At 39.9% G+C, this 18,722-nt stretch carries 15 protein-coding genes; 7 read left to right on the top strand and 8 right to left on the bottom strand.

Annotation, left to right across the window (positions count from 1 at the left end):
- Positions 1-1,200 precede the first annotated feature (1,200 nt).
- Positions 1,201-1,695: a DUF6174 domain-containing protein gene (locus tag H6G76_RS32750; protein WP_190710177.1), complete on the top strand. Its 495-nt coding sequence runs from the start codon at positions 1,201-1,203 to the stop codon at positions 1,693-1,695.
- 111 nt (positions 1,696-1,806) lie between these two features.
- A complete protein-coding gene (locus H6G76_RS32745; RefSeq protein WP_190710175.1) occupies positions 1,807-3,021 on the top strand; it encodes a damage-control phosphatase ARMT1 family protein in 1,215 nt (404 codons plus the stop codon).
- Positions 3,022-3,056: 35 nt separating this feature from the next.
- Here H6G76_RS32745 and H6G76_RS32740 read toward each other — a convergent pair whose 3' ends face one another.
- On the bottom strand, positions 3,057-5,051 hold the full coding sequence (locus H6G76_RS32740) for an ATP-binding protein (protein WP_190710172.1): 1,995 nt from the start codon (positions 5,049-5,051) through the stop codon (positions 3,057-3,059).
- A 326-nt stretch (positions 5,052-5,377) separates the two neighbouring features.
- On the bottom strand, positions 5,378-6,448 hold the full coding sequence (locus H6G76_RS32735; protein WP_190710169.1) for a hypothetical protein: 1,071 nt from the start codon (positions 6,446-6,448) through the stop codon (positions 5,378-5,380).
- An 802-nt stretch (positions 6,449-7,250) separates the two neighbouring features.
- Between H6G76_RS32735 and H6G76_RS32730 the strand changes: the two genes are divergently transcribed.
- Both H6G76_RS32730 and H6G76_RS32725 read left to right on the top strand, forming a co-directional pair.
- Positions 7,251-8,267 carry a TOBE-like domain-containing protein gene (locus tag H6G76_RS32730; protein WP_190710168.1) on the top strand — a complete coding sequence of 339 codons (1,017 nt, stop codon included), beginning with the start codon at positions 7,251-7,253 and terminating at the stop codon, positions 8,265-8,267.
- Between the two features lie 232 nt (positions 8,268-8,499).
- Entirely contained in the window at positions 8,500-8,787 is a 288-nt protein-coding gene (locus H6G76_RS32725; RefSeq protein WP_190710165.1) for a Mo-dependent nitrogenase C-terminal domain-containing protein, read from the top strand.
- Between the two features lie 59 nt (positions 8,788-8,846).
- On the opposite strand, the gene H6G76_RS32720 is transcribed toward H6G76_RS32725, so the two are convergent.
- Entirely contained in the window at positions 8,847-9,530 is a 684-nt protein-coding gene (locus H6G76_RS32720) for an SDR family oxidoreductase (RefSeq protein ID WP_190710163.1), read from the bottom strand.
- Positions 9,527-12,061, bottom strand: a complete 2,535-nt coding sequence (locus H6G76_RS32715) for a penicillin acylase family protein (protein WP_190710161.1) — start codon at positions 12,059-12,061, stop codon at positions 9,527-9,529. Before H6G76_RS32715 ends, H6G76_RS32720 begins: the two co-directional genes overlap by 4 nt.
- 132 nt (positions 12,062-12,193) lie before the next feature.
- Here H6G76_RS32715 and H6G76_RS32710 point away from each other — a divergent pair, with 132 nt between their 5' ends.
- A complete protein-coding gene (locus H6G76_RS32710) occupies positions 12,194-13,225 on the top strand; it encodes a tRNA-dihydrouridine synthase (RefSeq protein WP_190710159.1) in 1,032 nt (343 codons plus the stop codon).
- Positions 13,226-13,358: 133 nt separating this feature from the next.
- Here the strand turns inward: H6G76_RS32710 and H6G76_RS32705 are convergent, their stop codons facing one another.
- The 4 genes from H6G76_RS32705 to H6G76_RS32690 all read right to left on the bottom strand — a co-directional run bounded on the left by H6G76_RS32705 (position 13,359) and on the right by H6G76_RS32690 (position 16,715).
- A complete protein-coding gene (locus H6G76_RS32705; protein ID WP_190710157.1) occupies positions 13,359-14,114 on the bottom strand; it encodes a TspO/MBR family protein in 756 nt (251 codons plus the stop codon).
- A gap of 207 nt (positions 14,115-14,321) precedes the next feature.
- On the bottom strand, positions 14,322-15,050 hold the full coding sequence (rpaB, locus tag H6G76_RS32700) for a response regulator transcription factor RpaB (protein ID WP_190710155.1): 729 nt from the start codon (positions 15,048-15,050) through the stop codon (positions 14,322-14,324).
- 416 nt (positions 15,051-15,466) lie between these two features.
- The gene (locus H6G76_RS32695; RefSeq protein WP_190710154.1) at positions 15,467-16,168 is read right to left on the bottom strand and encodes a Crp/Fnr family transcriptional regulator; all 702 of its coding nucleotides are present in this window, start codon (positions 16,166-16,168) and stop codon (positions 15,467-15,469) included.
- An 85-nt stretch (positions 16,169-16,253) separates the two neighbouring features.
- A complete protein-coding gene (locus H6G76_RS32690) occupies positions 16,254-16,715 on the bottom strand; it encodes a globin domain-containing protein (protein WP_190710152.1) in 462 nt (153 codons plus the stop codon).
- Between the two features lie 736 nt (positions 16,716-17,451).
- Here H6G76_RS32690 and H6G76_RS32685 point away from each other — a divergent pair.
- Positions 17,452-17,652: a hypothetical protein gene (locus H6G76_RS32685; protein ID WP_190710150.1), complete on the top strand. Its 201-nt coding sequence runs from the start codon at positions 17,452-17,454 to the stop codon at positions 17,650-17,652.
- 456 nt (positions 17,653-18,108) lie between these two features.
- Entirely contained in the window at positions 18,109-18,663 is a 555-nt protein-coding gene (locus H6G76_RS32680; protein ID WP_242056621.1) for a hypothetical protein, read from the top strand.
- The last annotated feature ends 59 nt before the right edge of the window (positions 18,664-18,722 follow it).

Raw genomic sequence — 18,722 nt, 5'->3', positions numbered from 1 at the left:
CTGCATCAGTGAAGTCGCTGGAATACGCCATTAGCATTGGATTTTAGATGCTGAGGAGTACCTTAATTCAAAACCTCATAAGATGTCAAATGGGTTCTATAAGTTATAGCAGTGGACAGGTGATACCTTTTACCTGTCCACTGCTATATATGCACAATTTGGCGTTTCGAGTCTTTCAATATGGTAGAAAAAGCTGGAAATCTTCTCCCTTGTTCCGGTTGTTGAGCAACTTGTCCTTTAAATTTTTTGCATCTTCTACAGTTAATAAAGTGGGTTTATTGACAGCACCACTTTTGATTTTAGTTGTAATAGTCATCTCTAGAACAATAGTAATGGGATGGTAATGGGCAAAATTCAAGCAAGGAAAAAACAGAGCAATCAACCAGCTTGTATTCCACCATTCATTTTTTATTTAGTTGAGGCTACTTCTAACAAAGAAGCTACACTTATTTGCTTCTTCAGATGAGTGATTTACTAACTATGGGAATAACGCCAACTCTCTAAAGAGTTAACTTCTTTTTCAGGATTTGGATCACTATTTGTGCAGAATTCATATTTTTAATTTTGTCTTTTGAGTACTGGATTTAATCAGTTAAATAAGTAACTTTACCGTAACTTTAAAATCTCAACTACTTTGATATCTAATACAACCACAATTTAATATAAAATAAACTTTACTTTTGACAGATAAGTATTTTGTTTACTAATTAAATATGCGCTATTTGATGAAATTTTGTTTACTTATTGATGCAGAAGATTGTTATGTGATAATGAATTATGTAGAAAATACATAAGTAAATTTTATAAAGATAAACTTGTGCTATTTGTGCTTAAGCAAAATTAAGTTCATAGAAGCTTAACATAACTACTTACGTGTTGACAGAATTGAAAAATAGTGCGCTTAAAAATAAAATCTGTATACAAAGATGAGTCGAGCAATTAGATAAATTAGCAAAACCTCAACAGCACAATGCAATCTGGAACAATACACCCTATTTGTGCTATCAGAACCAACATATGAAGGTTACAACTTCTGGTGGTTCAAGATATTAATCTGCTTTTAAACATTAGATTTCTTTTGCAATCAGCAGCACAATAAATAATTACTAAATCATAAGTAGTGTCACAAATCATTTCACTATGTTTTCTCAGACATTGAAGCACGTTAAATTGATGAATTGAAGTTCAAAATAAAGTTATATGCGCTTACCAGTTGCCATCAGTACAATTTTATTAGCATCTTTAAGTTTGAATGCACCTGTCTTGTCTGATCAACCTATACAGGTAGTACAAGCACCAACATCTACTAGATTCAATTGGGAAAAATTGAAGATTAATCATCGATTATGGAGAGGGCAGAACATCTCTAACTATCGCTATGAATTCACTAGAAGTTGCAATTGTTTACCCAAAGCTACAGCACCAGTAATTATCGAAGTACGTAACGGAATCACAACTTCTATTACTGATAAAGAGACAGGTAAACCAGCAGATGCTGCATTATTTCAAAGATACAAAACAATTCCTAAACTATTTTATGTTATCAAAGATGCTCTTGTTCGTAGAGCAGCCAACTTGACTGTAGAATATGATCCGGTACTTCATTATCCAACTCAAATCAACATTGATTATAATAACAAAATTACTGATGATGAAATATTTATCACAATTAGTAATTTGGAAAAAATTAAATAAGTAGAGTTTTTTAGAGCCAGTGGTTTGAGAATAATATTTTTGTCATCATTGGGAGTAAACTTTAGCGTAGTATTGTAGATTTAAATTGCTGGGATATAATTTTCTCTTAAAATGCCGAAATTACCGCTACCACCGTCACTTGTAGGTTCAGAAATCGGTTCTTTTACTGAGTACACTGTTACTCAAAGAATGCCGGCAATTGCACGCCGAGTTATAGTTGAAAATAAGTTTTCGCAGGAAATTAATATCAGGCTAGAAAGTCTTGCCAAAGAACTGCCAATAGGATGTTTGCCCCCCTTAATGAATGACACTGGCAGAGATTTTTCTGCGTGGGATACATATTTAGAACCTTACCAGGGTCAGCGTTGGATAGACGTTCCCTGGTTCTTCGCAGAAACTTATTTTTATCGGCTCATTCTAGAAATTACTCATTACTTTCGTCCTGGTATATGGCAGTCTATTGATCCGTTTCAACTACAAAAGTCTCAAGGGTTGGAAGCATCAATTGATTCAGTTATTCTTTTATGTAAGCAGGTGAATAAATGGTTAGATGATTTTCAAATTGAAGGAATATCAAATCAAACAGCTTTAATTACATTATTATATTTTGCTTTGTGGGGAAATCGAGTTGATTTAAGTCTGTGGTCAGCATTTGAGAGCGATCGCAGTCAATTTGACATTCAAAGTCAGTTAGCTCACATTTTAGTAAATGATGTATTAAAAGTTAGCGAACTGTTAACTACTAATCATGGAGGACGCATTGATTTTATCGTAGATAATGCTGGTTTTGAACTGATATGCGACTTATGTTTAGTCGATTTTCTCTTAAGTAGTAACTTGGCTAATCAGGTTTACCTGCACTTAAAACCGCATCCGACTTTCGTTTCTGATGCCATGATTAAGGATGTTCATGATACAACAAGTTTTTTACTTGCTAATAACGATCCACAAGTGAAATCTTGCAGTCAAAGATTAGAGAATTATATTAGCTCAGGAAATTTAGTGTTGTCTGAAGATTATTTTTGGACATCACCTTTAGCATTTTGGGAAATGCCTAACTATCTTCAAGATGAGTTAGCTAAGGCACGCTTGCTTGTAGTCAAAGGAGATGCAAATTATCGCCGATTATTAGGCGATCGCCATTGGGAGATTACTGCTAACATTGCAGATATAATTTGTTATTTACCTACACCAATGGTAGCTTTACGCACTCTCAAGTCAGAAGTAGCAGTAGGTTTACAACCTGAAGTTGTTGAGAAAGTAGCAAAATCTGATCCTTCTTGGTTAACAAACGGACAATGGGGTGTAATTCAGTTTGTTGCTTAAGTTTTCCTGCTTCTGGAATGTGATTTTATCGACAATTAAAATACTGGTCTTGGCAAAGTGAAATAAAACGTGCTGCCTTCACCGAGGTTGCTGTTTGCCCAAATACTCCCATTATGCTGTTGGATAATGCTTCGGCAGATTGCTAAACCAAGGCCTGTGCCTCCCTTAGCACGAGCATCAGAGACATCAACCTGCCCAAAACGTTCAAATATGGTTTCTAGTTTATCAATGGGAATACCTCTACCTTGGTCTTGGACGGCAAACAGCACCCAGTCGCCTTGAGGTTGGGCCGATAAAGTAATCAACGAGTCACGAGGTGAAAACTTGATGGCGTTGCTTAATAAATTGGTGAGGGTTTGAATAATTAATTCGGGGTCAGCCCACACACAAGCCGTGGTCGGAGTGATAGAAATTGTGATGGCGGCCGTCAGCGCGATTGACTGGACTCCTTCTACCGCTCGCTGCATTAAATCTACGGCATTGCAGGCTTCTCTGGCAAGCTCTACTCCCCCGGAAGACAATCGCTCCAAATCCAAAATATCATTTACCAAACGCACGAGGCGATCGCTGTTTGTTAAAGCCTGCCCAATCATACGTTTAGCTTTTTCTGGTTTATTGTCATATATATCAGTATTAAGCAGTCCTAAAAATCCTCGGATGGCTGTGAGTGGGGTACGAAGTTCATGGCTGACAATCGAAATGAATTCGTTTTTGATCTGCTCAATAGCTTGCTGCTTTGTGATATCTTGAAAAATCAGCAAAATCCATTGAAATTCATTGTCCTCGTTGTAGAGTGGCGTTGCCGAAATGCTGACTACTACCGTTGAACCATCACGCTTACAACGGTAAGTTTCTACACCCGCAAACGCGTCTCCCTTTGCAATTCCTGCTGTGGCTTGGCGAAATTGCTCTTGTTTGTCTTTGGGAATCATCGGAATCGGTTGACCTAAAACTTCAGATGCACTCCAGCCAAACAATTTTTCTGCGGCTAAATTCCAAAGTTCCACCGTCATGTTTGGTTGAATTACTACAATTGGTAATGGTGAAGCCTGAATAAGTGTAGTTAAAGTTTGCAGAGTTTTTTGCAGTTCTTGTTGGACAAGTTTGTGTTCTGTGATGTCCATATTTACACCAATCACACGCTCCGGCTGATCTTCTTCACAGAACATCTTTGCCTTGGCTGTTACCCAGCGAATCTTGCCATCAGGAAGCAGAATCCGCAATTCGGTGTTCAAGTCTGTTCCTTGGGTGATTGTGCGTTGCGTTGCAAGATTTGCATCAACGCGCTCATCTGGGTGTAGGCGTTTTAACCAATGCTCATAACTCCCCTCAAAACTTCCTGGTGTCAACCCGTATAATGCTTCCATTTCTGCTGTCCAAATTAATTCTCCGGTTTGGATATTCCATTCATACGTGCCGATTTTGCCAACTTGTTGTGCTAAAACTAACCGCTCACGACTCGCCCGTAGAGCAGTTTCTGCCCTCTGCCGATCTTCAATTTCTTGTTGTAATTGTTGGTTCACTTTTACTAGTTGGGCAGTTCTGTCCTGTACGCGCTGCTCAAGCTCTTCTTGAAGCCTTCTTAGTTCCTTCTCTACTCGCAAGCGTTCCTCAATTTGTGCTTGTAATGCCTTGTTTGCTTCTCTTAATTGCAGTGGACTAGGCAAAACTAGTGCTTGGGGAACTAAAACTACAAGTTCGATCGCTGTGAACAATGAGACAATAGCTGTTGCAGCTTTCAGGATTCCAGATAGCCAATAGGTAGGATGCCACAGTGTCCAAATCTCGGCAATGTGTGTTGTGCCACAGAAGATAATAAAAGCAGCAAATAACAAAAATATCCAAGAAAAAGGTAAATCTTGACGCTGGCGAACGAAGTAGAACAAAGTCAGAGGAATTGAATAGTAAGCCAGTGCAATGATTGCATCAGAAATTATATGCAACCACACTAATCCAGGCTCCCATAGGTAGCAGTGACCATGCGGAATAAATGAGCCTGTGCTAAACAAAGTTACTACGAAGTCGTGCATAACCAAAAAACTAGGCTGACAGGAAAATCATAATTAATATGTCATGCTATTTCTTCGGTTTGCTACTCCTAATAGCAAGTATTTAGAACTACGCTTTCAACTTGTTCAGAAAATAGTTTGGGTGGAGCCACTTAAAAGTATGAGTTTTTATGTTACATACATTTTGATTATGTGCTTTTACGGAATTTAATACAATATTTCTCCTGTCATAAGAGGCAGGAGAGCTTTCTAGTACTTAGCAAGAGGGAAAACTGAAACGGAGCTTGTACTCCTCCCCAGTAAGAGCGCCCTTCTTGAGTGCATCTTCACAGAGAATCAGTATTAGATTAAATGTTGTCAATAATTTTGGGCTGCTTTCTACTATCTAGAATATTTAATTTTATAGTCACACCTTTCATATAACGACTCATATACATTAATAGTGCGTAGATAAATATAGCTACACCTATCATTTCAAACACTTCTTCTAGAGTCGCTAGCCAGATATAAAATATGTTATGTATACTATGTTGCTCGTTATAAGAGCCACCAATCATTTCTATACCAATTGCACCAGTTACGTAGATTAGCCCGGCAATAAAAAATAGGCGTTTTATACTTGCAGGCAAAGACAGAACAAATTTTCCGAATACTAGCAAAAATATAACAACAAAGATTGCCCCAACAATAACCCAAGCATAGAAAAATAAGCCACTAGTGTTAAATATGTTTCGTAGTGGTTTGGTGAGTTGTTCATGAATGCTAATGTATTCGTCAATAGCTAAAAAAGCAAATACTATTGACATTCCTCTCCATGAGCGAAAGCTGCTATTTTTAACTAACTTATAAGCTTGGGCAATGGTTGCCAGAAGGAGAGAACAAAAGAGTAATGCTGCCGTAGAGTAGAGCGAGGGTATATTTTCCTCGGTGTTCAGATCAAATATCTTTCTCAAGCTATAATTACTTGGCAAGTTAGGCATATAATACACACTGAAATTTGCCAAAAGACTTAAAAAAGCCAGAGAAAACACTACGCAAAGTAAAAATTTGAAGATTTGATGGGCAGAAATAGGTAGTTCTACGTTATGTGAGCGTCTAGTTGCGATCGCATCTTCTACATTGTTAGCAAAGACTGGCTCACAAGTGGCACATAAGTGTTCATCTTGGTTGAGGCCGTGATTAAAAACTTGCTTCAGACTTTTTTGTCTATCTGGTATTACAAGGTTTGTCATGAAATACTCAATAGTTTCTTGCTGAAGCAAACCATGCATTACCAAAATTTCCCCTAACTTTTGGCCATTCAGTTGTTGTTCTTTGAGTGCTGCTTCTAATTCATATTGAGTAATAAGTGCCGCTTCAAGCAAGTACATTCCAAGTTGTTTAGGCTGACACTCTTGTTTGTCTACGTGGCTTATCACTAGCTATCTCCTCTCAAGCATTGCAAGATCTGAAAGGATATGAATAGTTATATTTATTTAATTAATTCGTTAATTAACTTTTTCATAACCTTGAATTAACTATATTTTAATTCGTTGGCGAGATTAAATAAGTAAGTATAAAAATAACATCATAAGTTGATGATTTTTCTGTAAAGCTACGTAATTTTATTTAAGTTTGTTACGAAAAATAACAATATATTGCTATGTAAAAATTCGTTTTTTTAGCTGAATCCTGTATTATTAATCACTCCAATTTACTTAAGAGTGCTTTTCCTAATATTTGGATGCAGTTGCACTAGTTACTTTTTGCTCAGAATAAGGTGCGATCGCTGCTAGTATCTCAACTGATTGATTTCCTATCTGTAATCCCAAATCTATTATTTTTGCTTGTGCGACACTCTAACCAACTAACATTAGGAATAACTAATTCCGCAACATCAAATAAAGCTCGTTTGAGATAATGCTAACTATCACCTTCTTGGAAAGCAGTATGAATTCTCAACCACTTCAAATAACTGTAAATTGCGAGTGTTTTGAGATATATTTCTGAACATAATTTACTATTAATATTTTGGAGAAGTCTATGGCACGAAAAGTAGCATCAAAGACGAGAATTGGTTGCCCCTGTTTCATATTCACTGTTGTATTACTATTTTTATAACTAAAGATGTATTGACAAAGTTTATATGATTTAAAAAATTTTCTAAGAACTATATGGTATAAATATAGTACGGTAAATTTAGCAAATTGCCGTAGTTGCACTAGCAGAGGTATAGCGGCGGTGGGTATAGTAGTTGAAAATGTATCCAAAAACTTTGGAAGTTTCAAAGCAGTTGATCAAGTTGATTTAACAGTCAAAAGTGGTTCACTAGTAGCCTTACTTGGGCCATCGGGGTCTGGTAAATCTACCTTACTAAGGCTGATTGCTGGGTTAGAAATGCCAGATAGTGGCAGAATCTTGCTCACAGGCAAAGATTCGACCTATCAAAGTGTGCAAGAAAGAAATATTGGGTTTGTATTTCAGCACTATGCTTTGTTTAAGCATATGACAGTGCGGCAGAATATTGCTTTTGGCTTAGAAATTCGCCAAGCCCCAGCTAAGAAGGTGAAGGGACGGGTAGAACAGTTACTAGAGCTAGTGCAACTGAGTGGATTAGGCGATCGCTATCCTTCACAATTATCAGGTGGTCAACGGCAGAGGGTAGCATTGGCTAGGGCATTAGCTGTCGAACCAGAAGTATTACTATTAGATGAACCCTTTGGTGCGTTAGATGCCAAAGTCCGGAAAGATTTACGCGCCTGGTTACGCCGCCTGCATGACGAAGTTCATGTTACAACAGTTTTCGTTACCCACGACCAAGAAGAAGCAATGGAAGTTTCTGATGAAGTCGTAGTCATGAACAAAGGAAAAGTAGAACAGGTAGGGACACCAGCCGAAATTTACGACAATCCCGCCTCAGCATTTGTGATGAGCTTTATCGGCCCGGTGAATATTTTACCTAACACCTCTAGAATTTTCCAAAGTGCGGGATTCGATGCGCCACACCCAGAAGTATTTTTGCGTCCCCAAGATGTGATTATTGAAAAGCAAGCCAACGGCACAACAGCCAGTGCAAAGATCAGCCGATTGATTCATCTGGGTTGGGAAATTCAGGTAGAGTTAACTTTAGACGATGGGCAAGTAGTGACAGCGCATTTGACACGCGATCGCTTTAACGAGTTAGAGTTAGAGCCAGAACAACGAGTTTACGTCAAACCTAAAGATGCTAAATCTTTTCCTGTTTATTACTCCATCTAATATTGAAGAGTAGAGATTAAATTTTAGGGAATAGGAATTAGGCAAAAATTCCTATTCCCATTTTTTTATCTGCTAGTACTTGTATAATCAGTCCCTTGGTGGCTTCAGCTTGTTTGTTACGTAAGTTATCCTCTTTTGGATTTTAAATTTTGGTGAAGCAGCAACGTTTTTTCTTCCCTAATTATTCTCGATTGCTCTCTACATTAAAAACATCGAGTAAGGAACCAGTTAAATGATTAGCTTTTATTCCAGCATTTCTGAATTTAACTTCCTAAATTTTATCCGCCAACGCCTGGAATCTATTGAAATCACTAATCCTCATTTAGCTCATACACTTTGTAAAATGATTCCGGCAAGATGTCCTTTTGCACGGGAAGTCAAAATCTTTGAGCGCACTCTCTTTCGGATTCCTCCCCTGTGCAAGTTAAATCCTTTCTATGAGCAAATAGTTAGTTTACGCTTTAAGTGTCTTTGCTATTTAGCAAATGAATGTGGTGAAGATATCACAGTTTATTGCTAATTTTACAGCTATTTGCCAAATACTAATCACAACTGTTCAGCCGGACATGATATTACATCTTATCCCGAAATAGTTAAGGGAACACCGTTATCTTGAGGTTTCAACTTAAGAATAAATGGAACAGCTTTCAATACCCAATCAGACACGGGTGTATAATTAGCAGCTTCTTCTCCAAAACTAATAGAGAGCATATCTGTATGAATAATCCCTGGGTTAATTGGGATAGCTGCCATATCACTCGGCAATTCTTGTGCTAAAGAACGAGTTAATCCTTCTATTGCCCACTTAGAAGCACAATATGGGGCAACTTCGGGTGAAGTAGAACGTCCCCAGCCAGAACTAAAGTTAACAATAATACCTCGTTTGTTGTTCACCATTGCGGGTACAAAATGGCGAATTATATTAAATACCCCTTTGATATTGATATCTATCAATTGAGAAAATTCTGCGGATGGTACTTCCCATAAAGGTGCTGGGTAATTAATAATTGCTGCGTTATTAATTAATATATCTGGAGTTTCGTATTTGCTCAGTAGGTGTTGCGCCCACTTTTCTACTTGTTGTTCATTTGTCACGTCTACAGCAGTAAAATCATTAGGCGCACCAAATTTTTGGCGTATTTTTTCAATATTCTCTGATGAACGAGCGCAACCAATTACGGTGTGTCCCTGTTGAATAAAACCCTCAGTCATAGCGTAACCTAGACCTTTGCTTACGCCTGTAATTAAGATGAGTTTGGTCATAGTTTGATCGGTATGAGCTTCAAGGTTTTAGCTGTCTTAGCTTTTACAGTCTGAGGTTCCCACAACATAGGATGATACTCAATTTTGCGCCAGGGTTCGACCATATCGGCATAATGTTTGTGAAATGCGTGTCCAGATTGTCCGGGAGCATGAATAGCCAATGATTGATCTAAATTTTCCATATCTACAATCATTCGCAAAGAAGGAATATCTGTGACTTCAAAAGATTTATTTGCTCTCCAACGGTTAGCATTCACAGTTTCGCCATTTCCCGCAGTTGTAAAAGCACCACGATTAAATAATGCTTCAATTGGTGGAACGCCAGATTTACCTAATGTTGCATGGCGGAAAGTAATAGTATGCAATTGCCCCCAGTTCCATTTTTGCGGATCTTCGCCTTGACTGCGTTCCAATTCTTCCACAGCTTTTGTAAGGGCTTGCTGCAAAATTTGGTCGCGGTTTTCTACCTTGGGCGTTTTACTATTGTCCCACCAAAAACTATTAGGTTGAGTTACTAAATTCTGCACTACAGCATACCAGCGATCGCCACCATCAGGAAAGAACTCCTGCGGCAACTGATCATGAAATGTTGCTGCTAATAAATGTTTCCAAAATACTTCAAATAATGCCGCCACAGGCGATGACATTTCTAGTTGTAAATTCCAGTTTCCAAGTAACTTGCGGGCTGCTTCCAATCGCGGGTTAGCTAACGAAAAATTCTGCAACAGTGGAATTAACACCTGTGCATTTAAATTTTGATTATCACCTTGAATGCGCTGCACATCTTTAATAGAAATTGGTTGAGTTTGTTGAGCAATCATTTGAACAATGCGCGCCGCCCGATAACCATACACCCAATCAGTAGTAATCACATCAGGATAGTTATCTACCACCAAATTGTTAGCTGTGACAATGTAGCCTTGTTGAGGATTCAAACTGTTGGGTAACTTATTAAAGTCAACATAGCCCAGCCATTCATATTCATCTGTCCAACCGGGAACAGGATAACGCCCATCTCCCTTGGCTCGAATTGGCAATTTACCGGGCATTTGATAGCCAATATTGCCATCAATATCTGCATAAACTAAATTTTGGGCAGCTATATCAAAATTTTTTGCGGCTGCACGAAATTCCTGCCAGTTTTGGGCGCGATTTATTTGGGCAATGGAGTTAGCCAGTCTCGAAGGTTCCAAGGCTGTCCAACGCAAAGCCACGGCGTATGGTTGTGGTATTTTGACAGGCTGCTGCGGTCTAAGTTGCTGTAAATTTGGTGAAACATCGGAAAGAATCGGCCCGTGTCGAGTGTAGCGGACTGTATGAATAATGGGCTGACTTCCGGCAACTTGGATTTTTTGTTGGACAAGTTGCATATCTACCCATCTACCATTAACTTCGTATTGGTTGGGATTGTCTTGGTTGATTTTCTCAATATACAAATCCATGACATCCGATTGTACGTTAGTCACGCCCCAAGCAATGCGATCGCTATGACCGACAATTACCCCTAACATTCCCGCAAACGAAAACCCCGAAACATTGTAAGGACATTCCGCACTCTGATTTAAACAATGCAGTCCCACCTCGTACCAAATTGAGGGAATTTGCACTGCTAAATGGGGATCATTTGCCAAGATGGGTTTCTTTGTGGCTGTGCGCTGACCAGATATTACCCAATTATTAGAACCAATACCTGATGCTGTGGCACCTATGAGTTTTTCTAAGGCTTTTATCGGTTTGATAGTTGACTCTAGAGTAGAGGCTAAGGAAATTGGTATATTGGGTAATGCCAGCGATCGCTTTTTGGTTTGATCAGTTTTATCAGTTTGAAACTGAGACAAAATTACAGGTAAATCTTTTGGGTAAGGTGGGAAAAGTTCTTCAACCTGCTGCTGTGTCAGGCTTTTCAGCAAAATAGTACGTTCAATTTCTTGTTGAAAATTCCTGCCTAAGTCGTAAGCCATTACCTTACCCCAAGTTAAGGAGTTTAGCGGTTGCCAAGGTTCTACTTTGTAGTGGGGATTGAGTAACTGTAATACAGCATATTCTAAACTCAAAGCACTACCTTGATGCTCTGTTAAATACGCATTCACTCCATCAGCATAGGCTTGCAAATCTGCTTGCATTCGTGCATCCATTTGCTGAAGTTCTTGCTGTGCTACTCTGTCCCATCCCATTGTTCGCAGATATTTATCTGTTTCTAGCTGAGACGCGCCAAAAATTTCTGCCAGCCGCCCAGTACCGATATGTCGCCAAAAATCCATTTGCCAGAAACGGTCTTGGGCTTGTACGTAACCCTGCGTCATGAATAAATCATGGGCGTTATCTGCATATATATGTGGAACTCCCCATTGATCTCGCTCGACTGTTACCTCTTTTTTCAGTCCGGCTAGTCGGATTGTACCGCTTTCTTGAGGAAAAGAACGTCGTATAGTAGCGATCGCAAATCCTGTTAAACATAGCCCCAGAACTAGCAGTGTAATTACAATCAGTCGAAGTCCTTGGCGTAACCAACGCCGTTTCCGGCTTTTCATGTGTGGGGTGTAGGGTGTGGGGTGTAGGGTGTAGGGTGTAGGGTAAGAGACAGCCCCAACAACCGTGGGTGTAGAAGCCCCAAGATGGTGCCGTCTTGCCTACCCCCTACCTCCCTTCTTCTTGATCTTTCTATGTCCAAGGTATCGCTTCCTCAATCCCTTAACCTAGATCTACCACTAACCGCTCTTGCGCCCATGCAGGATGTGACAAACCTCTGGTTTATGAAGGTCATTTCCCACTACGGCAGTCCTGACTACTTTTTTACTGAGTATTTCCGCGTCAATGAAACCTCACGGCTTAATCCTAGCATTCTAAAGGCAATCACCGAAAACGACACGGGTCGCCCTGTTTTTGCACAAATGATTGGCGAAAGCATTCCTGACTTAGTAAGAACAGCACAGGAACTTTGCGGTTACAATATCGCTGGAGTTGACTTAAATATGGGCTGTCCAGCACCGAGAATCTATCGCAAAAAAGCTGGAGGCGGATTGCTACTCTCACCAGAAAAAGTGGATCGGATTTTGGGAGAACTGCGGCAGGCTGTTAATGATCGACCTTTGACTGTCAAGATGCGCTTAGGCTTTGAAAATACAGATAATTTTGATCAAATTCTAGATTTGATCAATCGCCACAGTATTGATTTGCTGAGTTTGCATGGTCGCACGGTTCTAGATCGGTATCACGGGGCGGTGAAATATGATTTTATCGCTGAAGCGGTCAGACGGGTCAATTGTCCAGTGCTTGCTAATGGCAATATCGACTCAGCAGCAACTGCCCTATCAGTACTTTCTCAAACGGGTGCGGCGGGTGTGATGGTGGGACGCTGGGCTATTGGGAATCCTTGGATTTTTAATCAAATTCGGCAAGCCTTGCGCGGCGAACCGATTACGCCAGTTCCTTTAGTAGAGGCAAGAAACTATATTGAGCGTTTATGGCAAACCCCAGCAGCCCCAAATATCCCAGAACGCGCGCGCGTAGGCTACCTCAAAATGTTTCTTAACTACATTGCCCTGAGTGTTGACGCTGAAGGTCATTTCTTGCGGCTGATGCGGCAAACGCAGACTGAGGTAGAACTTTTTAAAGTGTGCGATCGCTTTCTTCTTGCTGATATTCCGAAAACCTTAGCTCTAACACCATACTTACAGCTATTTTCAGGTAAATAAACTATCTTTTTTTAGCTCAAGCAAAGGCGATACAGTGCCGTGGGCGAGTTTGCCGACTTGTAGACGCGCTTTACGCGGCTTCTCGCCCAGTAAAAGGCGCAAATAAGAACGCCAGAGTATGATCTTTGAGGTTCTATTTCTCCACAGATGCTAATTTTAAAGGATACATTGGCTCAGAGCCATTTAATTGCCAAATTCTAAATACCAATACAGCAGCTACAGTTAGCCATATACAAGAAAATGATAAAATCATTCCCGCCGCAGGATTGGTTTGCCAATAAATTGCCGTCACCACTAGTGCAGATAACCAAGGGCCTAAAATAACTACAGGAACAGCAGCACCTAGTCTCCGTTCTACCGTAAAAATCGTATTCCAAGTATCCCCTAAAGCTAGATGTACCACATACAAAATTAAAGGCAGCACTAAAAATTGGTGATTCATTGCTTGCCAAACCAATACAGAAGAAATTACTCGTAAAACGGCAATTATCATCCAAACTATGGGAAAGACTAAAGGTGGAGGAGCCCATCTTGGCCTGATAATCTGGTCATAGGTTTGGCGAGAACGCGTATTATCTAAAAGAGAAAACATTCGGGAACGGATACTTAATACAGCAAAAAATAGTCCCGTCAACACAGTGCTAAACCAATTGGGAAGAAAAGAATTGTTGTCAATCAACATGACTAATTTTTCCATTCCCAGCAACACAAGAATCATCACTCCTATTTGTAGAATAGTTCCTAGTTTATAAACTAAAACTGCTCTAATATCTAATTCTTGTGTAGTAGCTATTGATTTTTGGGGCGAATGTTTTGTGTTACCATTCTTTACCCCCATTACTGTATTGACAAACTTTTCCAGTATTCCACTATTATGAGAGCCATTCATAATTAAAAGATGGTTTTTAGCTTTTAATTAGTAATAATAAGTCATTACATGGTAGATATAATGCTTGTTAATATACAACAGTGGTCAATATGTGTAATATAGCCACCCGTGTAGGAGTGCCAAACAAATATATTGCCTATTGCCTGCCCCTACGAGTAGTTTGTAAATCAAATAGAATTGCTATATGGGGCAAATGCTTGTTCATAATCAATGCTCCAATTCAGTAATTCTTTGAAAAAGATATCCTGAACCTCTGGCTGTCAAAATTAATTCTGGATTGTTTGGGTCATCTTCAAGCTTGCTTCTCAATCGGGAAATATGCACATCAACCACACGCGTATCTACGTGTTGGTCTGAGGTATAGCCCCAGACTCGCTGCAAAATCTCTCCACGAGAAAAGGGTTTACCCGAATGACTGATCAATAACTCTAGCAAACTGTACTCCACACCTGTTAATCGAATCCGTTCGTCACCTTTGTGAACTTGCCGCTTATTGGTATCAATTTTGAGATTGCTGATAAACATGATTCCGGAACTAGGAATGCCAGCAGTACTGGTTTTACTAGCTCGTCGCCGCAATACACTGCGAATCCGTGACTCTAGCTCCTTGGGGGAAAATGGTTTAGCTATGTAGTCATCTGCGCCTAGCTCCAACCCAGTGATTCGGTCTGCTACATCTGCCAAAGCAGTTAGCATAATAATTGGCACGTCTGACTCTTTGCGTAATTCTTGACAAACACCATAACCGTCTAGTTTTGGCATCATCACATCTAAAACAACTAAATCCGGGCTATAAGAGCGAAACCTTTCTAATGCCTCTTCGCCATCACCAGCTGTGACAACATCATAGCCAATCATCGAAAGGCGCGTCTCCAAAATTCGGCGAATGCTTGCTTCGTCGTCTACTACCAGGATTTTTTCTTTATGGCTGTCCACGTTTTCAATGCTCCTTTCGAGCGAGAAAATGATGAGATTCAGCAAGCCAGTGCCGAAGTTTTTGCTCCAACATAATTTTTTCAGGCTTCAGGGTGCGACTAAAGCCGCTATTAGAAAAATAAACTCTCTTGATTGTTGCTTTGGAGCTTAGTTTACAAATCTCAGCACTTCCTCAAAATTTCACTCATAGCAGGGGACAGGTAATAGGTGACAGTTAAACCAATTCGCAATTACTTTAACCCGGTCTTAGTCTGACTTTTCACGGTAAGTCCTCAACCAGAGCGTGTCTGATTGAAGCATCAAATGTAGCTAACCAACAAGCAGCTTCAGGTTGAGATTGTTGATATTCAGTTACACTAAGCGATCGCCTCCTCTAAACTATTAATCGCTGCTAATGCACACAAAAGGGGCTGAGTCTAGATATGATATTCACCTTGGGCGATCGCATTTAACTTCGCTCGGTCTAACACCAAAATTTTACCGCCTCGATGGTAACAGACGCTCGACTGGATCTGCTTGAACATTCGTACACACTCTTCATAGGTAATCCCAATGCTGCGCGCAATTTGATAGTAGGGTAGATGAGCGCGCAACAATTCTCCCTGTTCTGTTACGTCTGTTCCTTCCGTGAGTGCCGAAAACTGAATATATTGCGCTAAACGCACAATCGCTCGTTCTGAGACTAATCCATGCACCGTTTGATGCAGATGCTGAAGCCGCTCCGTTAAGACTGCAATAATCTGCAAAGCAACTTCTGGAGTGTTGTGAATCAGTTCTAATAAAGCCGTGCGTTCAATCATCAGAATCTGACAGTTTTGCTGTGCGACAACGGTTGCTGGGGCAAAGCCATTTTCCAACAGCGCAGTCGCAGCGAATATTTCTCCCGCAGGCAATGTTCGCAAAATCGTTTCTTTGCCTGTAGACGCGATTTTTTTAATTTCAATTCTGCCACCCAGAACAATAAACAGTTGAGAAGGCAAGGGGTCGCCCTCATGCAGAATAATTTCTCCCGGCAAATATTGCTTGATGACAGCATGAGCTTGTAATGCCGAAATCTGATGCAGTTCCAGTCCAGAAAGCAGTGGGATTTGCTTCAGTTGTTCAACTGTGACTCGCATTAGATAAACGCTTAATTAAGCTTTAAGTATCTGGGCTATTGCTAATCTTACAACTATTTATTAGCCAGATATATAAAGAGTAATTTTAAGCTAAATGGGGTATTTTATTTGCCGCTTTTTCTACGTATATATCATGTTCTCTGTTAATGAAGACTTCTGATAATGCCTGATAAGCTTCTGTCCAAGCTGCCATTACCTCTTCTGTAGCTGATGCCCCCAATACCTCACGCATGGCTTGCAGTAAACTCTCTCCTACGATTGGATATTGTTCTGGTAGAACATCTGTTTGTACATGACGGTGGGCAATTTTTTCTACCATTGACGCTAAATCTGAAAGATGATCAATTTGGCTGGCATAACCGTAAATTGCGGTAGCTAATTTTAACGGCTGCGAACCATTTGCTTGAGCCGACAGATCAAATTGTTTTTTGATCTCTGGATGGTTATGAAACATAATTTCATACATCCGAGTTGTAATTTGTTGACCTTTCTGCTTTAAGACAGGTGCAGTAGATTTAACGATATTGATTGTTTGTTGGCTAATCATAATTTTTGCGCTCACTTCATTCTTTGATTAACTTCAATTTAGTCAAGATTTTGATTAGTAACTATGAGCTACCTCATATAGCATTCCTATTTGATTTACAAACTGCTTATGGAGGCAGGCAATAAATTTGTTTGCAAATGATTTATGGTTGCTATAGAAGCGAGATGTAGCACCATTTATCAGACTTATTTCAGAAGAGGGGGAAACAGAAGAATCTCAATTCTTCTGTTTCCCCCTCTTGCAATTGGCACTTTCTACATATTCCAACAGAGACTCTTGACACAATGTAGTTTGTGTATTATAAATGTAGTATGACAAAAAAAGCTTAATCAACAGGCTAAAGTAAATCCTTTAAAAAGCTTGTTAACTAGATAAACACTACTTTGTGTTTATTGACGAGCTTCGGTACTACCCACTTTTGGGGCAGCGATTGGCGTTTGTCTGCGTTAAAACCAACAAACGGACGGTTGCAGGATTATTATTCAAACTTGGGTCTGTAGCTCTAAAGGTAGAGTTCCCGGATATCACTTGTGTCCTAACTCAAAAAGCTTACATACTAGCTCAACAGTAGAGCAATCGTCTATTAAACGATAAGTTGCAGGTGCGATTCCTGTGTGTGTTACCACAGCTTTTTCAACTTGCACGAGGAGTGAGTGCAACTCTCACAGGGAGGGTATCGGTTCAATTCCGATCAGATCCACTAGGAGTCTTAGTAATTAAAAAAGAGGTGATTGTGATGGTTCATATTCGATTTGAAGGGCGTTCTGTTGATGTTGTAGAAACACAACTGGGAATTACAGCCGGGATGAATGATGTAGCAGTTAAGGAACGTATTGCTCGGCATTTAGAGGTGAATAGTGATCGCCTCAATGCTTATATATTAGATCGCCGTCCTAGCGGTGATTTGATAGTTCGACCTGAAGCTGTCTACGGTTAAAAAGTCTAGTTTTCCGTGTCCTGACATAAGAAGCATACATACACATTCATAACGGCCCTAAGGTAGTAAAATTCGAGCGATCGAACAAGCGAAGCATGATTTCTCAGTCTCTTGCAGATTGAGCGTGCGCGCCCACTGCCAATATTTGGTAAGAGCGGCCGTAGTTGTAAACAGCTTCTTGAACTTACACGGAATTATTTAAGAATTTATTCCGCGCCCTGACTTGTAAAGCATACACACCATCCGGCAACGGATATGCAGGTTCAACTCCTGTCGCTCCCGCTCATGGGAGCGTCGCCAAATGGGTAAAGGCAATTGTGACGACTGCTTTGCTAACTTGTGCGGAATTCTAATTATTTAACTTAATCACATATATGGAGGTGAGTTCAATGATGTCCGCTAACTCATTTGTAATGGCAACTGAATCAGTACACCAGTATTTAAACAACTTGAGGTATGAGCGAACATCGTTTGAGCGAAATTGTCATTGAGCGTCCTCGCAATGGAATGAGGATTAGTCTCAAAAAGCTGAAGGGTTTTAAAAAGCAATTAGACAAACTTACCGAAGAAGCAAGTCAGGATGGATTATTGAATCCTTACCTGATTAAACCTAGAAATAAATCGAAGTATCTTTCTGATCATCTTGGCCCCTTGCGTCGGTTTTTGCGTTCAAAAATTGGACAGCCTTGGAATGATGTTTACAGCGAATTGTGCCAACGACTAAAGACCAACACAATGGCAGGACAGCACGTTATCGATCATGTGTGGGATTACGTTGAACGCCATGTAGAAATCATTGATGGTAGTCTTTATAGCCAGCCTGAGCGAGGGTATCAAATTCCGTTAGATGGAAGTTACCGCGATCGCTTTTATATCCATCCTGAAACAGGAATTCTCTGTGCCGTCAAGAAAGTACCTCGAAAACAGCAGCAAAAACCAGAGCAAACCGATGTTGTCATCCTTGATGATTATAGCGTTTCCCTATCTAATGAAGTACACTCAATCAAATAAAGCTGTGTATCTTAATTAAGGATAAAAGTGAAAGCATATTCCCTAGATTTACGCCAAAA

This window comes from Nostoc sp. FACHB-152 (assembly GCF_014697475.1).
In the GTDB taxonomy this organism is placed as follows: Bacteria; Cyanobacteriota; Cyanobacteriia; order Cyanobacteriales; family Nostocaceae; genus Nostoc_B.
This window is presented reverse-complemented; position numbering and strand designations above follow the sequence as displayed.

What these genes read in the sequence shown, in the direction of transcription:
- H6G76_RS32680 (WP_242056621.1), top strand. Translation starts at nt 18,109, where the DNA reads ATGAGCGAACATCGTTTGAGCGAAATTGTCATTGAGCGTCCTCGCAAT.
- H6G76_RS32740 (WP_190710172.1), bottom strand. Translation starts at nt 5,051, where the DNA reads ATGCACGACTTCGTAGTAACTTTGTTTAGCACAGGCTCATTTATTCCG.
- H6G76_RS32715 (WP_190710161.1), bottom strand. Translation starts at nt 12,061, where the DNA reads ATGAAAAGCCGGAAACGGCGTTGGTTACGCCAAGGACTTCGACTGATT.
- H6G76_RS32750 (WP_190710177.1), top strand. Translation starts at nt 1,201, where the DNA reads ATGCGCTTACCAGTTGCCATCAGTACAATTTTATTAGCATCTTTAAGT.
- H6G76_RS32725 (WP_190710165.1), top strand. Translation starts at nt 8,500, where the DNA reads ATGATTAGCTTTTATTCCAGCATTTCTGAATTTAACTTCCTAAATTTT.
- H6G76_RS32720 (WP_190710163.1), bottom strand. Translation starts at nt 9,530, where the DNA reads ATGACCAAACTCATCTTAATTACAGGCGTAAGCAAAGGTCTAGGTTAC.
- H6G76_RS32710 (WP_190710159.1), top strand. Translation starts at nt 12,194, where the DNA reads ATGTCCAAGGTATCGCTTCCTCAATCCCTTAACCTAGATCTACCACTA.
- H6G76_RS32705 (WP_190710157.1), bottom strand. Translation starts at nt 14,114, where the DNA reads ATGAATGGCTCTCATAATAGTGGAATACTGGAAAAGTTTGTCAATACA.
- H6G76_RS32695 (WP_190710154.1), bottom strand. Translation starts at nt 16,168, where the DNA reads ATGCGAGTCACAGTTGAACAACTGAAGCAAATCCCACTGCTTTCTGGA.
- H6G76_RS32685 (WP_190710150.1), top strand. Translation starts at nt 17,452, where the DNA reads ATGGTTCATATTCGATTTGAAGGGCGTTCTGTTGATGTTGTAGAAACA.
- H6G76_RS32745 (WP_190710175.1), top strand. Translation starts at nt 1,807, where the DNA reads ATGCCGAAATTACCGCTACCACCGTCACTTGTAGGTTCAGAAATCGGT.
- H6G76_RS32690 (WP_190710152.1), bottom strand. Translation starts at nt 16,715, where the DNA reads ATGATTAGCCAACAAACAATCAATATCGTTAAATCTACTGCACCTGTC.